The organism is Flagellimonas sp. (assembly GCF_965222555.1).
In the GTDB taxonomy this organism is placed as follows: domain Bacteria; phylum Bacteroidota; class Bacteroidia; order Flavobacteriales; family Flavobacteriaceae; genus Flagellimonas.
In genome coordinates, this window is sequence record NZ_CBDCUG010000004.1 from 535,438 (window position 1) to 552,182 (window position 16,745).

Here is a 16,745-nt window from a genome sequence, read left to right on the forward strand (position 1 = left end):
TTCTAAGTCATTTCGAACCGAGTTTCAACGAGTATGAGAAATCTCAATTAGATTCCTCATCACACCGTTCTGTTGGAATGACATTAGTGTTATCTTTATCCGAAGAATTGAATTTTATGAGCAGTGAACTGATATATGTAATTGTAGGACTGTTTGCAACAGCAATAGGTCTGTTTTTGGGCATGTATATCCAAAAATTAAAAACTAAATCCAACGAAAGTGTTTGGCAGGAAAGGGAACAACAATTGAACAGTTCCGTCAAGTCCCTAAATGACAAACTGCTCTCTGGAGATGAGGAGAAAAAGCAATTACAGGCTGAAAAAGAGCAGCAAAGCAATCAAATTGTTCGTTATCAAGCCGATTTAGAGAATCTACAACGCATCAACACCGAGCAAAAGGAAGAAGTAGAAAAGTTACAAGAAAAATTCACCAAAGAATTTGAAAATCTGGCCAACAAAATCCTGGATGAAAAAAGCACCAAGTTTACGGAGCAAAATCAAAAGAACATCAAACAGATTTTGACTCCCCTACAGGAAAAAATTCAACTGTTCGAGAAAAAAGTGGAGGCTACGCAAAAGGAAAACATCAGTATCCATTCCGCATTAAAAGAGCAATTACTCAACCTGCAAAACCAAAACCTAAAAATTACCCAAGAAGCGGAAAATCTTACCAAAGCATTGAAAGGGGATAGTAAAATGCAGGGGAATTGGGGGGAATTGGTCTTGGAACGTGTTTTGGAAAAATCAGGGTTGGAAAAGGATCGTGAATATAGCGTTCAGCAGAGTTTTACTAGAGAAGATGGATCCAGAGTAATGCCGGATGTCATCATTCACCTTCCGGATGGTAAAAAAATGGTAGTGGATTCCAAAGTTTCCCTCACAGATTATGAGCGTTACACCAATGCAGATGAGGAACAAAAGGAGAAGCACCTAAAAGATCACATCAATTCCCTAAAAAAACACGTAGAGCAGCTTTCCGCTAAAAAGTATGAAGATCTGTACGAAATGGAAAGTCCGGATTTTGTCTTGTTGTTCGTTCCGATTGAGCCGGCATTTGCAGTTGCCATCAATAATGACAATTCGCTTTACAACAAGGCCTTTGAACAGAATATTGTAATCGTTACCCCTTCTACCCTATTGGCAACACTCCGTACCATTGATACGATGTGGAGCAATGAAAAACAACAGAAAAATGCTATTGAAATTGCTCGCCAGGCAGGAGCTTTGTACGATAAGTTTGAAGGATTTGTAACTGACCTGACCAAGGTGGGTAAAAAAATGGATGAAGCCAAAACGGAATATCGCGGTGCCATGAACAAATTGGTAGAAGGTCGTGGGAACATCGTGACCAGTATAGAAAAACTTAAAAAAATGGGGGCTAAAGCCAAAAAATCCATTCCAGAACCCATCTTAAAGAGAGCCGAAGAAGATGATTTTGAAGAACCTAAATTGGAACTCTAAATGAAAAAGTTCAAGACAGCAAAGGAATCTCGAGTTTCCATTACAGAACTTATGCTTCCCTCCCATTCCAATTTTGGAGGTAAGGTACACGGCGGACACATTTTAAGTTTAATGGATCAAATTGCATTTGCCTGTGCTTCCAAACATTCGCAAGCCTATTGTGTAACAGCTTCTGTGAACCGTGTGGATTTTCTTAATCCCATTGAAGTTGGGGAATTAGTCACTTTGAAGGCATCCATCAATTATACGGGAAGAACTTCAATGGTTGTCGGAGTTCGGGTTGAATCTCAAAATGTGACCACTGGAGAGCGAAGACATTGTAATTCTTCCTACTTCACCATGGTCGCCAAAGGTGAAAATGGGAAAAACCTGCCCGTGCCCGGTCTCATTTTAACCGATAAGCAAGGGGTCAGACGTTTTGCGCGAAGTGTGGAGCGCAAAGCTTCGGCAAGTTCCAGAGATACCAAATTTGAACCTGCAAAATTTAAGGTAGATGATTATTTGAAGACCATTGAAGGTGAAAATGCAAAATTGGATTTGGCCTAACTTTCCTCTTTCGCGTAATGTTCGGCTATTTTTTTGATTTCACCAACCCTTAGGTTCCACATGAAATTGATGAATTGCTGATAGCTTTCTGATTGATTTTCCGGGTCTACCCGATCCAAATACTTATTGGCCATATAGGCTTTCCGCGCTTTATATACTTCGTTAAAAGCCTTTCCCATCCAATATTTGTGGTATTCCACCATATGGTTTTGTTGAATTCGATACAGGCACAGATAAATGCTAAATCCATATTTTTTGAGATAGAACAAATTAGGCACCTGCTCTTTTTTGGCTGTTGTCCTTAACGCATCATAATCGGTACTGCCTGCCAATTTTAAAGTATCTCTATTGTGGTTTTCCAATTCTTCAAAACTCTGTTTAAGTTTTTCAATCCGTTGGAAAATTTCAGGATGCGAGCTTATGGAATCACGAGAGATCTTTTCTTCAAAAACATAATCGTATTTTGAAAAATCCTCTTGTTGCAACCACTTCTCATTAAAAGGTTGGTCGGGAATATCAAACATTTTTTTGTAAATACCGATATCCAGATTTGCAGGCTTAATCGTGTCATACATTAAAGAAAGGTCCAGCGCCCTTAACAATTCTGTTGCATTGTATTTGGTATTTCTCAATAACGAAAAGCCTAACGAATCAGCTTCGTATTCATGCTTTTTGTTTTTCTTACTGTTATTGAAGAGTTTCTCTTTTAGAACTGAAAATGCAGTTTTTTGCTGATTGAATTTTTGCCTCTTTAAGTTTCTATTTTCCCTTTTTGATTCTTTAGAGTGTTTTTCAATTGCACTCTCAACAATTTTGTTTTCTGAATGATTCAAAAGTTTATGGGCCATTTCATGGCAGAGTATCGCGGCCAATTGGTCTTCATTTTCCAAATAGTTTATGGTCCCCATATTCACCACCATAGTCCCATTGACAAAACAGTAGGCGTTTAACGAAATGTTCCGTGAGACCAATATTTGAAAATCTTGTGGTACAACATCGTTTTTTTCGTAAATCTCGGTATAGATTTCATTGATTTTTTTGTTGAAAGGGGTGTTGTACACGTATTCCCCCCTATCTATACTTTTAGAAAAAAATGTTTTAAAGTCTTCTAAATTCTTTTCCAGTTCATTGTTGACACTAAAAGAGTATTTCCCATTAAACTTATTGCCAAACGTTTTCAGCTTGGCGGTAAACAACTCCTTGTTTTCAGTTCGATGATTTTGGTCCAAGGTGTCAAGTGGAACGTAATCTTGTGAAAACGAACTTGAAAAAATAAAGCAGAAAATAACTAGAAATCTCATTCTCAATAATTCAATCTTTCCAATCTAACCGCATTGTAATCTTCCTTCTTGTTGTACTCATGCAACATGATATATCCTCTTTTCGCAATTGCGGGTGAGATAAAAAACTCTTCGGATTTTGACGCTATTTTCAGTTCTTCACTACTAAATTCTCCATCTATGATGGTGCACACTCCTAGAATTTTATACTTCTGTTTTTCTTCATCACCTTGTCTTTTATCGGTATAAAAGAAGGCAACATCATTGTTTTCATTACTTAACCGTTGCCAAAACAAGAAATCGGTATAAGCATATTTGGATTTATCCTTTTCAATACGGTCAATACTTTCCAACTTAAAATCCGGGGTTGTTCTTATCAAAAAGAAATCTTTATTCTTGTTGACGTTGTATCCCCACAACACATTGTATGAACTCTTATATTCCTCGGTCAGAATGTAAACGGACCCATCCTGATTGACGAAGGATGCAATAGGATTCAATTTGTAATTACCACCGATCATACCATATTTATTCAAACGGTCTATTTTATCCATCATACTTTCAAATAATACATCGTCCCATGCAATTGTATGATCTTTTAACCCAATTTTAGTGCGTCTAAAACCAATTTGAGACCCCGTTCTATCATTTAATACTCTCACATCGATTAGGTGATTCTCAGTTTCAGTTCGTGTCAACACATCATGTGTCCTAGTATATTTCCCTGAAATATCTTCATTCAACACTTCCTCTCCGGTTTCCATGTTAAACCCGATTATTTTGTTCCAATGCTTTGTATTGTGCACATTTGCTGACGACGTCAAATATTTTGCCGAAGCGTAATTTTTATCAAATTGGGAAACTATGGCATAGACATTTTTACTTTTGTTCAAGTCCTTCCAGAACAGGTCGACGTTGGCAAACCCTTGTTGGGAACCGTCAGTATCGATAACCTTTTCCCATTTTTGTTCCTTATTTTGATCAAATGCTTTTATGGTGACATCATCATAGAATTTTTTATGCCTTTTCCTATCCAAAATCAATGAATAGTCATTTCTCGCCTTATAAACATCACTATCGTATATATAGCCTTTCTCCTTAAACTTCCTTTTGTCGTCCTTTCTTTTTTCTTTAAACGTTTGATAAGTCTTGCAGTCCTCAAAAACTCCATTTTCCTTATAGCACTGGAATTTGTAGGGTTGAGTCTGTTTCAGTTTAAAATCTGCCTCAAGCATATCTGAATACATATATGACCTGGAATAGTACCCATAGGTATAGGGCAAAAGGATTATTTGGCCATCAAGATTCATATAGGTTGCAAAAGAATGTATCTTGCTTGGAGCTGAAAATTCGATATTGGAAACTTTGTTGAGGTTTCTATCCAGCAAAACTGCTTCAAAAGCCTTGTTGTCCTCATCAATATCATCCATGGAGTAGATGGATACATAACCATATACATCTTTTTCCTCATCAAGAATTACATCAAAACCTACATAGCTACCAACGGAAAGAGCAATTAAATCTTGAGTTTGGGAATAGCCGGAACAGCATAAAAACAATAGTGCAAATAGCTTGAATAGGTTTTTCATGGTAGGTTATCTTGGTTCGATTTTTATTGAAAGTAAATCAATGAATATTATAACGAATGACAACACTAAATATTTTTTTAGTAGCATATGCCTCAAAAAAACTACTTGCCAGCCGCTTCATCCAAAAACCAAAGCAGCTTTCCAGAACTTGGATTGACCAAGGACGCCGGATATGTTTCAAAACCCTTCATTTTCTTCAAAATAGTCCTGACTTTTTCTGCTTTGTCACTTCCAGTTACCAAAAAAGCAACTTCTTTAGCCGTATTGATGACCTTTCCATTTAAGGATACTCTTTTCTGGCCTGAATCCGGATGGGTGGCCACCACACAATGGTCTTTTGCGTCCCAAAGTTCAATCTCATGTGGAAAAATTGATGCCGTATGCCCATCATCGCCCATACCCAAAATGACCAAATCGAATTCAGGAATCCCCTCTACCCTATCCAAATTAATTTCCAACAAATTGGCATATCGCATTGCCTCCCCAATTGGGTCTGCTTCTCCCAATACTCGGTGAATATTCCCTTTGGGAACAGTTATTTTGGAAAACAGATGGTCAACGGTCATTTTGTAATTGCTCTGGTCATCTGTTGGAGGCACACAACGTTCATCTCCCCAGTAAAAATGAATCTTGCTCCAATCAATTTTATCGCCATAATCAGAGGCCAATACATCAAAAACAATTTTTGGGGTACTTCCTCCGGACAAGGCTACGTGAAACTCAGTTTTACCTTTGACCAACTCAGCAAAATACGCTGAAAACTGCTCAGCAACTTCTTGTTTATCCTTATATATTTTCAATTCCATTTTCTTAAATCTTTAACCCTTAACCTTTCTCCCAACGTTTAACATATCACACAATAGCCCGGGTCATCTGCTAAATTTTCACCAGGATTTCGCCAATAGCCCAAATCATCTATAAGTTCATCCGAATTCTCAGGACCCCATACTCCTGCAGCATAGCCATACATGCGTACATCTTTTCCATTTTTCCAGTAATCCAAAATAGGATCTACAAACTCCCAAGCCGCCTCAACCTCATCAGCACGTGCATATAAAGTGGCATCTCCCTGCATAGCGTCCAACAAAAGCCTTTCATAAGCCTCCATTACGTAGGTTTGTGCCAAACTGGAATAGTAAAAGTCCAAATTGGCTCGTTCTACCTTAAAGCCCTGGCCTGGAACCTTTACTCCAAATTTGATAAGGACCCCTTCATCTGGTTGAATCCGTATGATTAACTTATTGTCCTTGCTACTCACTCCAGAATCCTTAAAGATTTGATGGTGCGGAGTCTTAAAATGAATGATCACCTCTGTAACCTTGGTAGGCATGCGCTTTGCAGTCCGTACATAAAATGGTACACCATGCCAACGCCAGTTATCCACAAAAAACTTCACTGCGGCATAGGTCTCGGTAGTGGAATTTCGGTCAACCCCATCCTCTTCGCGATAGCCTTTTACCTTTTCACCATTGATTTCCGAAGCAACGTACTGAGCACGAATGGTATGGTCAAAAAGCGTTTTATCATCACGCATAATCCGGAGAGATTTTAATGCCTTTACCTTTTCATTCCGAATCTCCTCCGGTTGATCACCGATAGGTGGTTCCATAACCACCAACGAGACAATCTGCATCAAATGGTTTTGGAACATATCCCGTAAAGCACCGGATTTATCGTAATACCCACCCCGCTTTTCAACCCCAACACTTTCCGCATTGGTGATTTCAACATGGTGGATATAATTTCGGTTCCAAAGCGGTTCAAAAATACTGTTAGAGAAACGCGTCACCAACAGGTTCTGAACCGTTTCCTTGCCCAAATAATGATCTATTCGATAAATTTGAGGTTCCTTAAAATACTGTTGAAGGCCATTGTTTAAATCCTTTGCACTGTCCAAACTATAACCAAAAGGCTTTTCTACGATCAACCTTTTCCATCCTTTTTCTTGACTGCTCAACCCAACATCAGCAAGGTTTTTGGCTATAGGTTCGTACAAACTGGGCGGTGTGGAAAAATAGAACATATAGTTGTTCTCGGTCCCATTTTCTTCATTCAATGCTTCAATACGATTCGCCAAACCGGAGTATTCGGTCGTGTAATCACTCCCCAAATCCTCATAAAAAATTCTATCCGTAAAACCTTTGATGTAGTTTTCCTTTAAATCCTCCAATTTTTCCTTTAAATAAGGACTTTGGTTGACTACCTTATCCCGAAATTCCTCATCGGTCATATCACTGCGGCTGGCTCCCAACACCACAAAATTTTCAGGTAATTGTCTAGCCACATATAAGTTGAATAATCCCGGGATGAGCTTTCGTGCAGTTAAATCCCCGGAAGCGCCAAAAATAATGAGCATTTGGTTATCGGTCTTTTTCATCTATTTAAAATTTTCATTTCACTAAAAATGAACTAAATAAAAATTTTCCGCTTAGATCAACCGCTGCGCTTTCACACAAAAAATTTAATCCTTTCGGTAGGTAAGCAAAAAATTAAATTTGTTTGTGTTCATTTCATAAAGTGTCTCTAGTTGGTTTGGAATTGCTAAAAAAGGAGTTGCAAAAGTACTTTTTTGCCAAAAACCATCCGTGGTCTCCATTTATTTTTGAGCATAACGAATATAACGCTAATTTAGGTTCGGAATTCAATAAATAGCTTACTTGAAGCTGCCTTGATATAAATTTAGTGTATGGGAGATATGTATGATTTTGGTCTTGTGGGACTTGGTGTAATGGGACGGAATTTTATCCTTAATGTTGCAGACAATGGCTTTACCGCTTTCGGTAACGATTTGGATGAGGAAAAAGTTAATGCGTTGATTAATGAAGGTGGTGATACCAATCGCGTAAACGCTTCCACGGATGCAGCCACTTTTGTGAATTCCCTGAGTACCCCACGCAAAATAATGTTGTTGGTCCCTGCCGGTAAGATTGTGGATGTGGTAATTGAAGGACTCCTCCCCCATTTGGACGAAGGTGATATTATTATTGATGGCGGTAATTCGTTTTTTACGGATACGGACCGTCGGGAAGCTTATCTAAAGGAGAAAGGCATCAATTTCTTTGGAGCTGGAGTTTCTGGAGGAGCTAAAGGAGCCCGAAAAGGCCCAAGTATTATGCCAGGAGGTTCACGGGATGCCTATCAACATGTAAAACCAATTTTTGAGGCTGTGTCAGCAAAATATAAAGGTGAGCCCTGCGTGGCCTATTTAGGCCCGAAATCGGCAGGGAATTACGTCAAGATGGTCCACAATGGCATTGAATATGGGTTGATGCAATTGACTTCCGAAATTTATCATCTTTTGAAAAAAGCGGGTGGACTGACCAACGAAGAACTGCATGAAACTTATGCCACTTGGAACTCTGGTCGGTTACAATCCTTTTTGGTAGAAATCACTTCGGAAATCTTTGCTCAAAAAGATGATTTGGGAGATGGACATCTGGTAGATAAAATTTTAGATAGAGCTAAACAGAAAGGAACTGGAAAATGGACTTCGCAAAATGCCATGGACTTGGGAATTCCTGTACCCACCATTGATATTGCTGTGAGCATGCGTGAGATTTCTGCCTTAAAACCGGAGCGAATACAGGCAGACGAGCTTTACAATCGACCAATCCCTGAAACCGTTGTGAAAGATTCTTTGGTCAGCAAAGCGGAACAAGCGCTCTATTTTTCGTTTATCATTACGTACGCACAGGGAATGCATCAACTGGCCGATGCTTCCCAAGAATATGGCTACGAGTTGCAACTAGGTGAAATTGCAAAAATCTGGCGAGCGGGCTGTATTATCCGTGCGGCATTGTTGGCAGATATCACGGAAGCTTTCAATGCTGATAGTTCACTTCAGAACCTGCTCCTTTCTCCATCTTTTGTGGAAAAAGTGCAAGAAACTGTGGATTCGGCAAGGGAATTGGTTGCCTATGGTGCCACCAGTGGTATTCCTTTGCCTGGGCTTTCCAATACGCTTACCTATTTTGATGCTTATACAAGTAGCCGATTGCCCTTGAACCTGATACAGGCCCAACGTGATTACTTTGGCTCCCATACGTATGAGCGATTGGATCGTGAAGGGATATTTCATACAGAGTGGGAAGATTGAAATCAAGAAATGTTATTAAAAATCAAAATTCCCAATAGAACATTTAATCATGGTTCATCAAAATACAAATATCGAGCATTTGATTTCGGCTTTTGCATATTCGTTTTCTTCATCAAATGAGACTTTTTACCTAAGAAAAAGAGATCTGAAAGTAATTGGGGTTCATATCTTCGACTATTCTTTAGTTTCTAAATGCAAATCAGAATATAACTCAGGGTTAACTAGTGAAGAAGAACAGGATGTAAAGGAGGTAATTATCGCAAATGAAAAAAGGTACAATACGCATATCTTAATTCCTAGACTGACAAAAGAGCAGCGATTTGAAATTATGAAGCAATTTATGACTTCGACAAAGGATTTCAACAAGGAGCTTTCAGTCAATCTTCAAGATTTAGTGGATTCAACCAAAAATTATGGGATTTCTTTTTTCAAAAAAGGAATAAAACCTGGCGTGGAGATGGAGTATTTATCAGTTGGAATTGATGATAATGAGCTAAAATCTAAGTGGAGGGAGTTCTATAGAAACAAAACTGAAATTATTGCACTGGCTTGGTTGGAGAAGCAAAAAGATATTTTAGGTTTAAAAAAGTAAGTTATTGCCATGAAAGCAATTCTTGCGGAAAAATACGGCCATCCTGAAAAAGTTCTTTCATTAAAAGAAATCCCAAAGCGGTCTCCAAAGGCAAAAGAAATTCTTATAAAAATCCATGCCACCACAATAAACGATTATGATTGGTGCATGGTTAGGGGAAAACCATATCTGTACCGACTTCTTTTCGGTCTTTTTAAGCCCAAGCACTCCGTTCCCGGTATGGAGTTGGCAGGGGCGATAGAGGGTGTTGGCCCTAGTGTTCAAAAACACAAAATTGGAGATCAAGTGTTTGGAGATATATCCAATTATGGATTTGGAACTTTTGCTGAATACATCTGTATTGATGAAAATGCTGTCATAACAAAACCTCTTGAGCTTAGTTTTGAGGAAGCTGCCGCCATTCCACATGCTTCAGCTCTTGCTTTGCAAGCGCTTAAACAAACCGGAGGAATTCAGGAAAACCAAAAAATCCTTATCAATGGTGGTGGTGGCGGTGTTGGGACAATCGCGCTCCAATTGGCCAAGCTCCACAATTGCCACGTAACTGGAGTTGATTCCCATGAAAAGCTGGAAATGATGAAATCACTGGGTTTTGACTCCGTTCTTGACTACAAGCTGACAGATTTTACAAAAACAGGAGCACGTTATGATTTAATCCTGGATTGTAAAACAAATAAATCTGCTTTTTCTTATGTAAAAGCGCTGAAATCAACAGGTAAATATGTAACAATCGGAGGAGAGCCCTGGAGTCTCATTAAAATTCTTTTTTGGAGCAAACTGATAAGTTTATTCGCATCAAAAAAACTTCAAATACTGAGTTTGAGGCCAAATGAAGATTTGGATTATATCTGTAACCTTGTAAAACAGGATAAAATTAAATGCGAAATTGATGGTCCACATAAACTTGAGGACACCGCCAAGCTAATCCAATACTTTGGTGAAGGAAAGCATAAAGGTAAGGTTGTCATACAAATAAACTAAACGACAAAAATCTACTACATACCCGTTACCCTGCTTTAATGCTGCGACCTGTTTTAAGCAGGACAAACCAACAACAATGTCATTCAATATTCGTTTCTTTATCATAATACAATACATCGTATGAAAGAAAAGTTTACATTTTTACTCGTGGTTATTTTAGGGTTTTCAATCACTTCTTGTTTGGATTTTAAGGTCAAAAAAACCGAAAAGGAAATCAGCCTTGACGATTTTAAAAAAGTTGAAATCAACCACGAATATCAGGTCAGTATTCCAAAGTACATGCGTAAAACCAATTCGCTCAATGATGATGCTTCCCTACAATGCCAAAATATATTCAAGGAAACCTATCTGATTATTATTGACGAACCCAAGGATGAATTCATTAAGGTTTTTAGAGAATTGGAGCAATATAACGAGGAGCTATCGTTAGTAGAAAACTATAGGGAAATTCAACTACAGTTTTTTGCCGAGAATATGAAAACGCTTAATGCTTCCGACCCCATATCGTTGAAAATAAATCAACTAAATGCCGAAATGTTGGAAATTGATGGAGAGGTTGAAGACATTGATGAAGAACTCACATATTTCATAACTTTTATAGAAGGTGATAAAAAGGTATACATGATTATGGCTTGGACCATGGCTTCCAAAAAAGAAGAGTACAGAGCTACTTTTGAAAGTGCCTCTAAATCTTTTGGGTTGATCAACTAACGCCTCCTCAAACTCATAGCTTATCATTTCAAAATTTGGAGAATTAAAAAAAATTTATACATTTGTAGTGTTCTAGTTATCTAATACACTATTAATGTTAACCGTTAATCAACTAAACTTCAATTATCCAAATAGCCGTCTTGTGCTCAACTCCATTGACCTGGACTTCACAGCTGGCAATATCTATGGGTTGTTTGGCAAAAATGGTGAAGGCAAGAGCACTTTGTTGAAGATCATGACGGGATTGCTATTTCCTAAAACAGGTAATTGCACTCTTAACGGGCACAGCACCAAAAAAAGAAGTGTAGAATCATTACAGCATGTTTTTTTGGTTCCCGAAGATTTTGAACTGCCCGCAATTTCCATTGGGAACTTCGAAAAAGTACAATCCTGCTTTTATCCCAATTTTTCCAAACAACAGTTTTACGAACTCATAAAAGAATTTCAACTTTCCGTTACGGATGTTATTTCAAAATTGTCCTTTGGACAAAAGAAAAAAGTGCTCATTGCATTCGGAATAGCCGCCAATACCAAATTGCTCTTGATGGATGAACCTACCAATGGATTGGACATTCCATCCAAAAGCCAATTTAGAAGAGTAATGGCTTCTGCTGTTGATGAAAACAAATGTATAGTGATCTCCACACATCAGGTTCGGGACTTGCATAGCCTTATAAACCATATTGTGATTTTAGACAACGGTCAAGCCGTTTTTGACCAATCTTTAAACATAATTTCCAATAGTTTGTGGTTTGGAAAACCGCCTTCATACGAGGAATCCAACATACTTTATCAAGAATCCTCCTTTGGTGGAAAGGCCATTTTGCCACGCATGGACATGACTGAAACCGAGGTGGATTTGGAATTGCTGTTTAATGGCATTCTGAGTGAGCCCTCCAAAATAAAATCAACCCTAAAAGGTACCGATCATGGCTCAGGAGTTTAATATTTCAAGAATTGGACAATTTATTCGTCGTGACTTGACCATACTCAAAGGGACATTCGTCACAGGTTTGTTGGTAGGTATTATTGTAATTTTCCTCTTCTGTTTTCTCAATATGATTGGAGATAAAAAGCTTGCTTCAGATGAGTTTCTGGGAATATTTGGGTTTGTCTATATTCCAATGGGTATTTTGTTCACGTTTTCCATTTTTAAGGAGTTCAACAATTCAAAATCAAACCATTTCTACCTAGCTCTTCCAGTTTCAATTCCTGAAAGGCTTGCCGCCAAATGGTTGACCACCACAGTCCTCTATACCTTGGCGATTTCCTTGTTATCAATAGTTACAGGAGTTTTGGCTATCATGTTTGGGGCCATTGTTTTTGGTGCTGATTTTAACCCGTTATCCCTTTTCTCAGAACAATACTGGAACCTGGTAAAGGTCTATTTTTTGGTTCAACCTTTATTTTTGGTAGGGGCCATCTCTTTTACAAGAAACAGAATTGGAAAAACCCTATTGACCTTGGGTATTTTGGTATTGGGGTTTGTGCTTCTCAATTTCCTCCTCTTTGGGATTCTCAACCATAACTATGGGATATTCTCAGGAGATTCCATTGTTTCGGGAGCCTTTGATAAAACCACTGACGATTTTGCATTGGTAGGGAGATGGTTTTACGGTTTGCTTTTAGGACCTGTTATGTTGGTGGTCGCCTATTTTAAAATGCTCGAAAAGGAAGTATAAGCATGGATTTTGACAATAGCAAACCTATTTATTTACAGATTGTGGATTTTTTCTACGAGAACATCCTCATCAAGCGTTGGCAAGAAGAAGAACGCATTCCATCTGTAAGAGAAGTTGCCATGATGGTTGAGGTCAACCCAAATACAGCCATACGGGCCTTTAACCACTTACAAGATCTAGGTGTCATATATAATAAAAGGGGTATTGGATATTTTGTTTCTGAGGATGGATTTAGTAAGGTATTGGATATTAAACGTAAAGAATTTATGGAGCAAATGCTACCAGATGTATTCAAAAAACTGAGTCTACTGGATATCCCTTTTGATGAATTAAAGAATGCATACAACCAACACAAAAATGAAAAAAAGTAATCTAATCCTTTTATGCGCCCTGGGCATGGCCATCTTCTTTACTCTGGTCTTTCAATTGACTGTTCATAGCAATGTACGTAAAGGAAAGTCCAATGAGGTTGCCGTAAAGACAATATCCGAATCCAGGGACATCCCCTATTTCGAAAAAATAGTCGTTAAGAACCGTATTAAAGTGATTTTTAGGCAAAATGACACGTCGAGTGTACTTGTGGAAGCACCAAACTATATTATAGATTCTATAAGTACAACGCTGATTAACAACGAATTGGTTCTTTCGGTGAGCAAAAAATTAAAGAAAAAAGATAGCATTTTAATCCAAATTGACAATCCCATCCTTACTTCCGTGAAATTGAGCAATAATGCTCATTTTGACACCGCTGGGAAAGTTTCGGGTAAAGAATTACACTTAGAGTTAAAAGATGCAAGCTCCGGGAACTTAAGCCTTGATTATGAAAATATGGAGTATATCAATAATACCGAAGGTAGCATAGCTATTCAAGGAGAAATCAAAAAAATAGCCCTAACCTCAAATACAGAACAATAATCAAAAAAAGAATATCAGTTAGTTTATCATCAATCAAAAATCATCAATCAAAAACGAACAGTCATGAAATCAAAAAGAAACAAGAACCCAGTGCCCATAATTATCTTGGGAATTGCCTTATTGGCATCCATCATTTACATTGATTATAACCGTAGGCAAAAAAAGAAAGCAGAGCAGGTCTATCAAGAAACAAAAAAGGCAATGGGACTGCTTGCTGTGAATTTGGATAAGGGAATTCAAAAGATTGCCCATTTGCAGCAATTTCAAATCACAGTACAAAAAATTTACAATCACTAGTACAATCATCAATCAAAAAACAAACAATTATGGAAACAAATCAAAAAACAGGAAGAATCATTGGTTTTCTGTTACTTTTTATCATGTTGGCAGGAATTCCATCCACAATGTTCAGGGGGTTATCCACCTCCATGGTCAACGCTCCCGATTTTTTATCCCAAATCCTCGAAAGTGCATTGGAAATGCGAATTTCAGTATTTTTGGATGTCCTCGCCAGTGCTCTATGGGTAATAGCGGCAGCTATACTATTCCCATTGATAAAAAAATTTAATCATAAACTTGCCTTGGTTTTCTTCGGAGTTTGGACAACCTATTTTGCAATCACCATTTTCAGTGATATCAGCCATTTGTCTCTATTATCACTAAGCCAAGATTTTGTCAATGCCCAAATTCCTGATGCGGCATATTTTAAGATTGCCGGAGGGCTTAAAATAAAGGATTACTTCTGGGCCCATTTTTTTGGCATTATGTTTTACGCTGCGGCAACTTTTATGTTTTATTATTTTCTATTTAGAAACAGGCTTGTCCCAAGATTCTTATCCGCATGGGGCATGGTGGCCATCTCCATAGTATTTGTAGCCTGTTGGTTAAATATCTTTGACTTTAATGTGAGTTTTCTTTTTTTCGGTCAGAATGGAATTCATATGATCATTTTAATGGGATGGCTTATTGCCAAGGGATTCAACCCACTTAAAATAGAGTGAAAACAAGCACTAGTGTTTCTCTCATCATCAATCATCAATCATCAATCATCAATCAAAAAACGAACGATCATGGCTTTAAAAACAAGCACTTCACTCGGCCCCTTATCAAAAAAACACTGGTCTTTAAAAATGTTGAATCTTTCCGCTCAATTTTGGTTTATAATAGCGGTATTGGGACAATGGCTTTTTGCCTTCTATGTAGCAGCCTTTTATGGGGGAGCTGCAATGGATGGTGATTTTATGCGGTGGAACCGAGTATTGCCACATGGTTATGTGGAAGGTGAAACCATGGGAAATTTGGCCGTTGCCATTCATCTCTTATTTGCTGTCATAGTTATGGTGGGAGGGCCTGTTCAGTTTATTCCGCAGCTTAGAAAGTATGCTCCTGTGTTCCACAGATGGAATGGTAGATTTTATATTGGTGCGGCTGTGCTAATTAGTCTCAGTGGTGTTTATATGGTAATTGCCAAGGGAACCATTCTGGGACTAGTTGGGGATATCAGTGTAAGCCTCAACGGAATGTTAATTCTCTTTTTTGCTTATATGGCAATCCGTAATGCCATAAAAAGGCAATTGGATGCACATAGGCGCTGGGCACTTCGCCTGTTTTTGGCCATGGCCGGGGTGTGGTTTTTTAGAATTGGGTTAATGTTCTGGTTGTTTATCAACAAAGGACCCGTTGGTTTTGACCCTGAAACTTTTCAAGGCCCCTTTTTGATCTTTCTCGGATTTGGTCAATACATCATTCCACTTCTAATTCTTGAACTTTATTTTTTAGCTCATACAAAGAACACCTACATCTCTAGAATAGGAATGTCCGCATGTCTTCTTTTATGCATATTTGTGACCGCTCTGGGAACTTTTGCCGCAACCATGGGTATGTGGTTGCCAAGAATCAGTTAGGTTTCATGAAAAGATAAACTATTTCGATATCGCAAACTGATTAAGCTCAAAATGGGTATAGTTGTTCCAAAGGCGGAAACCAGGTGATTATCTTTTCGACAAACGGTATACTTCGCTTATCCCTATTTCGTTATATATCAGAAAATCACCTACTTATGAAAAAGATACTGCATCCGGTATTTGTTATTCTGATATTTTTGTTTTTGGCATGCTCTTCTGATTCTTTGGAACCGGTTTCATCCGATGGGGATACTAACGAGCAGTCGCAAGATGAAACCGATTCAGACAATGATAATACCCCTGAAAACTCATCCGTAACCGATAGTTTTGATGGTACCGGGCCTTTGGAAGACTTTGTTACCAATAATGAAACAGCATTGCCTAAAGTAGAACAAGTTGATGGCAGGTACAGAGCTGAATTGACAGATAATGCCAACAATAAAACGCTACATTTTAATGATGAGCAAGGAAGACTGGATGCCAAATTGGTCTCTTTCCCTTTTGAGTTCATTGCCAGAAATATTGGAATAGGAACCTTGGACAACTCCCAAACTGCTCCTACACCCGAGAATTCTCTTTACATATTCGCAGGAGTACAAATACATGTAGAAACTTTAAATTCCCTTAACTCCGCTCATGTTGTTGTGGGGCACAGAGGCAATACCTATTTTACCATTGAAGGGAAAAATACACTTGATGGAAGCTCATCAGTCAACGATATAGGTGCAAATACAGTTCCTGATGGTCGAGCTGACATTAGGGTAGTTGGAAACCAAGATAGGACCATAACCATTCATTGGCAGATCCCAAATTTAGACTTCAACAATACCACTGACGATTGGCAATTATATAATGAAACTGGCAACCTTCCAGGTACAGCCCCTGAATTTGACGCAAATGTATACGTAGGTTTAATAACCTATGCCTACGGCACCAATGGTGTTCCTTTTGTAGGCACCTGTGACGCCATCCAAATTATGGATTGAGAA

18 protein-coding genes are annotated in these 16,745 nt (G+C 38.3%); 14 read left to right on the forward strand and 4 right to left on the reverse strand.

The window, feature by feature from the left end:
• Positions 1-116 precede the first annotated feature (116 nt).
• Both rmuC and ACOQO1_RS06905 read left to right on the forward strand, forming a co-directional pair.
• Positions 117-1,460, forward strand: coding sequence for a DNA recombination protein RmuC (gene rmuC, locus ACOQO1_RS06900; RefSeq protein WP_420602467.1), 1,344 nt, complete (start codon positions 117-119; stop codon positions 1,458-1,460).
• Complete coding sequence (locus tag ACOQO1_RS06905) at positions 1,461-2,006, forward strand: acyl-CoA thioesterase (RefSeq protein WP_420602131.1); 546 nt, start codon at positions 1,461-1,463, stop codon at positions 2,004-2,006. It abuts the gene before it with no gap.
• Here the strand turns inward: ACOQO1_RS06905 and ACOQO1_RS06910 are convergent.
• The 4 genes from ACOQO1_RS06910 to zwf form a co-directional block, all read right to left on the reverse strand.
• Positions 2,003-3,307, reverse strand: a complete 1,305-nt coding sequence (locus tag ACOQO1_RS06910) for a M48 family metallopeptidase (RefSeq protein ID WP_420602132.1) — start codon at positions 3,305-3,307, stop codon at positions 2,003-2,005. The genes ACOQO1_RS06905 and ACOQO1_RS06910 overlap by 4 nt on opposite strands.
• A 2-nt stretch (positions 3,308-3,309) precedes the next feature.
• Complete coding sequence (locus ACOQO1_RS06915; RefSeq protein WP_420602133.1) at positions 3,310-4,875, reverse strand: hypothetical protein; 1,566 nt, start codon at positions 4,873-4,875, stop codon at positions 3,310-3,312.
• A 101-nt stretch (positions 4,876-4,976) separates the two neighbouring features.
• Positions 4,977-5,681 (reverse strand): 6-phosphogluconolactonase, encoded by a 705-nt coding sequence (pgl, locus tag ACOQO1_RS06920; protein WP_420602134.1) that lies wholly within the window; start codon positions 5,679-5,681, stop codon positions 4,977-4,979.
• Between the two features lie 38 nt (positions 5,682-5,719).
• Positions 5,720-7,252: a glucose-6-phosphate dehydrogenase gene (zwf, locus tag ACOQO1_RS06925; RefSeq protein WP_420602135.1), complete on the reverse strand. Its 1,533-nt coding sequence runs from the start codon at positions 7,250-7,252 to the stop codon at positions 5,720-5,722.
• 309 nt (positions 7,253-7,561) lie between these two features.
• Here zwf and gndA point away from each other — a divergent pair, with 309 nt between their 5' ends.
• The 12 genes from gndA (at position 7,562) to ACOQO1_RS06985 (ending at position 16,742) form a co-directional block, all read left to right on the forward strand.
• Entirely contained in the window at positions 7,562-8,971 is a 1,410-nt protein-coding gene (gene gndA / locus ACOQO1_RS06930; RefSeq protein ID WP_420602136.1) for an NADP-dependent phosphogluconate dehydrogenase, read from the forward strand.
• Between the two features lie 49 nt (positions 8,972-9,020).
• Complete coding sequence (locus ACOQO1_RS06935; protein ID WP_420602137.1) at positions 9,021-9,563, forward strand: hypothetical protein; 543 nt, start codon at positions 9,021-9,023, stop codon at positions 9,561-9,563.
• 9 nt (positions 9,564-9,572) lie between these two features.
• Positions 9,573-10,544, forward strand: a complete 972-nt coding sequence (locus tag ACOQO1_RS06940) for an NAD(P)-dependent alcohol dehydrogenase (RefSeq protein WP_420602138.1) — start codon at positions 9,573-9,575, stop codon at positions 10,542-10,544.
• Between the two features lie 120 nt (positions 10,545-10,664).
• Positions 10,665-11,255 (forward strand): hypothetical protein, encoded by a 591-nt coding sequence (locus ACOQO1_RS06945; RefSeq protein WP_420602139.1) that lies wholly within the window; start codon positions 10,665-10,667, stop codon positions 11,253-11,255.
• 94 nt (positions 11,256-11,349) lie between these two features.
• The gene (locus ACOQO1_RS06950) at positions 11,350-12,201 is read left to right on the forward strand and encodes an ATP-binding cassette domain-containing protein (protein WP_420602140.1); all 852 of its coding nucleotides are present in this window, start codon (positions 11,350-11,352) and stop codon (positions 12,199-12,201) included.
• Positions 12,185-12,937 (forward strand): hypothetical protein, encoded by a 753-nt coding sequence (locus ACOQO1_RS06955; RefSeq protein ID WP_420602141.1) that lies wholly within the window; start codon positions 12,185-12,187, stop codon positions 12,935-12,937. The genes ACOQO1_RS06950 and ACOQO1_RS06955 overlap by 17 nt, the downstream gene beginning before the upstream one ends.
• Positions 12,938-12,939: 2 nt before the next feature.
• Positions 12,940-13,308, forward strand: coding sequence for a GntR family transcriptional regulator (locus ACOQO1_RS06960; protein ID WP_420602142.1), 369 nt, complete (start codon positions 12,940-12,942; stop codon positions 13,306-13,308).
• Positions 13,295-13,852: a GIN domain-containing protein gene (locus tag ACOQO1_RS06965; protein ID WP_420602143.1), complete on the forward strand. Its 558-nt coding sequence runs from the start codon at positions 13,295-13,297 to the stop codon at positions 13,850-13,852. The genes ACOQO1_RS06960 and ACOQO1_RS06965 overlap by 14 nt, the downstream gene beginning before the upstream one ends.
• Positions 13,853-13,915: 63 nt before the next feature.
• Positions 13,916-14,149 carry a hypothetical protein gene (locus tag ACOQO1_RS06970; RefSeq protein WP_420602144.1) on the forward strand — a complete coding sequence of 78 codons (234 nt, stop codon included), beginning with the start codon at positions 13,916-13,918 and terminating at the stop codon, positions 14,147-14,149.
• A gap of 29 nt (positions 14,150-14,178) precedes the next feature.
• The gene (locus ACOQO1_RS06975) at positions 14,179-14,853 is read left to right on the forward strand and encodes a DUF4386 domain-containing protein (protein WP_420602145.1); all 675 of its coding nucleotides are present in this window, start codon (positions 14,179-14,181) and stop codon (positions 14,851-14,853) included.
• A gap of 69 nt (positions 14,854-14,922) precedes the next feature.
• On the forward strand, positions 14,923-15,756 hold the full coding sequence (locus ACOQO1_RS06980; protein ID WP_420602146.1) for a DUF2306 domain-containing protein: 834 nt from the start codon (positions 14,923-14,925) through the stop codon (positions 15,754-15,756).
• Between the two features lie 155 nt (positions 15,757-15,911).
• Positions 15,912-16,742 (forward strand): hypothetical protein, encoded by an 831-nt coding sequence (locus tag ACOQO1_RS06985; protein WP_420602147.1) that lies wholly within the window; start codon positions 15,912-15,914, stop codon positions 16,740-16,742.
• The last annotated feature ends 3 nt before the right edge of the window (positions 16,743-16,745 follow it).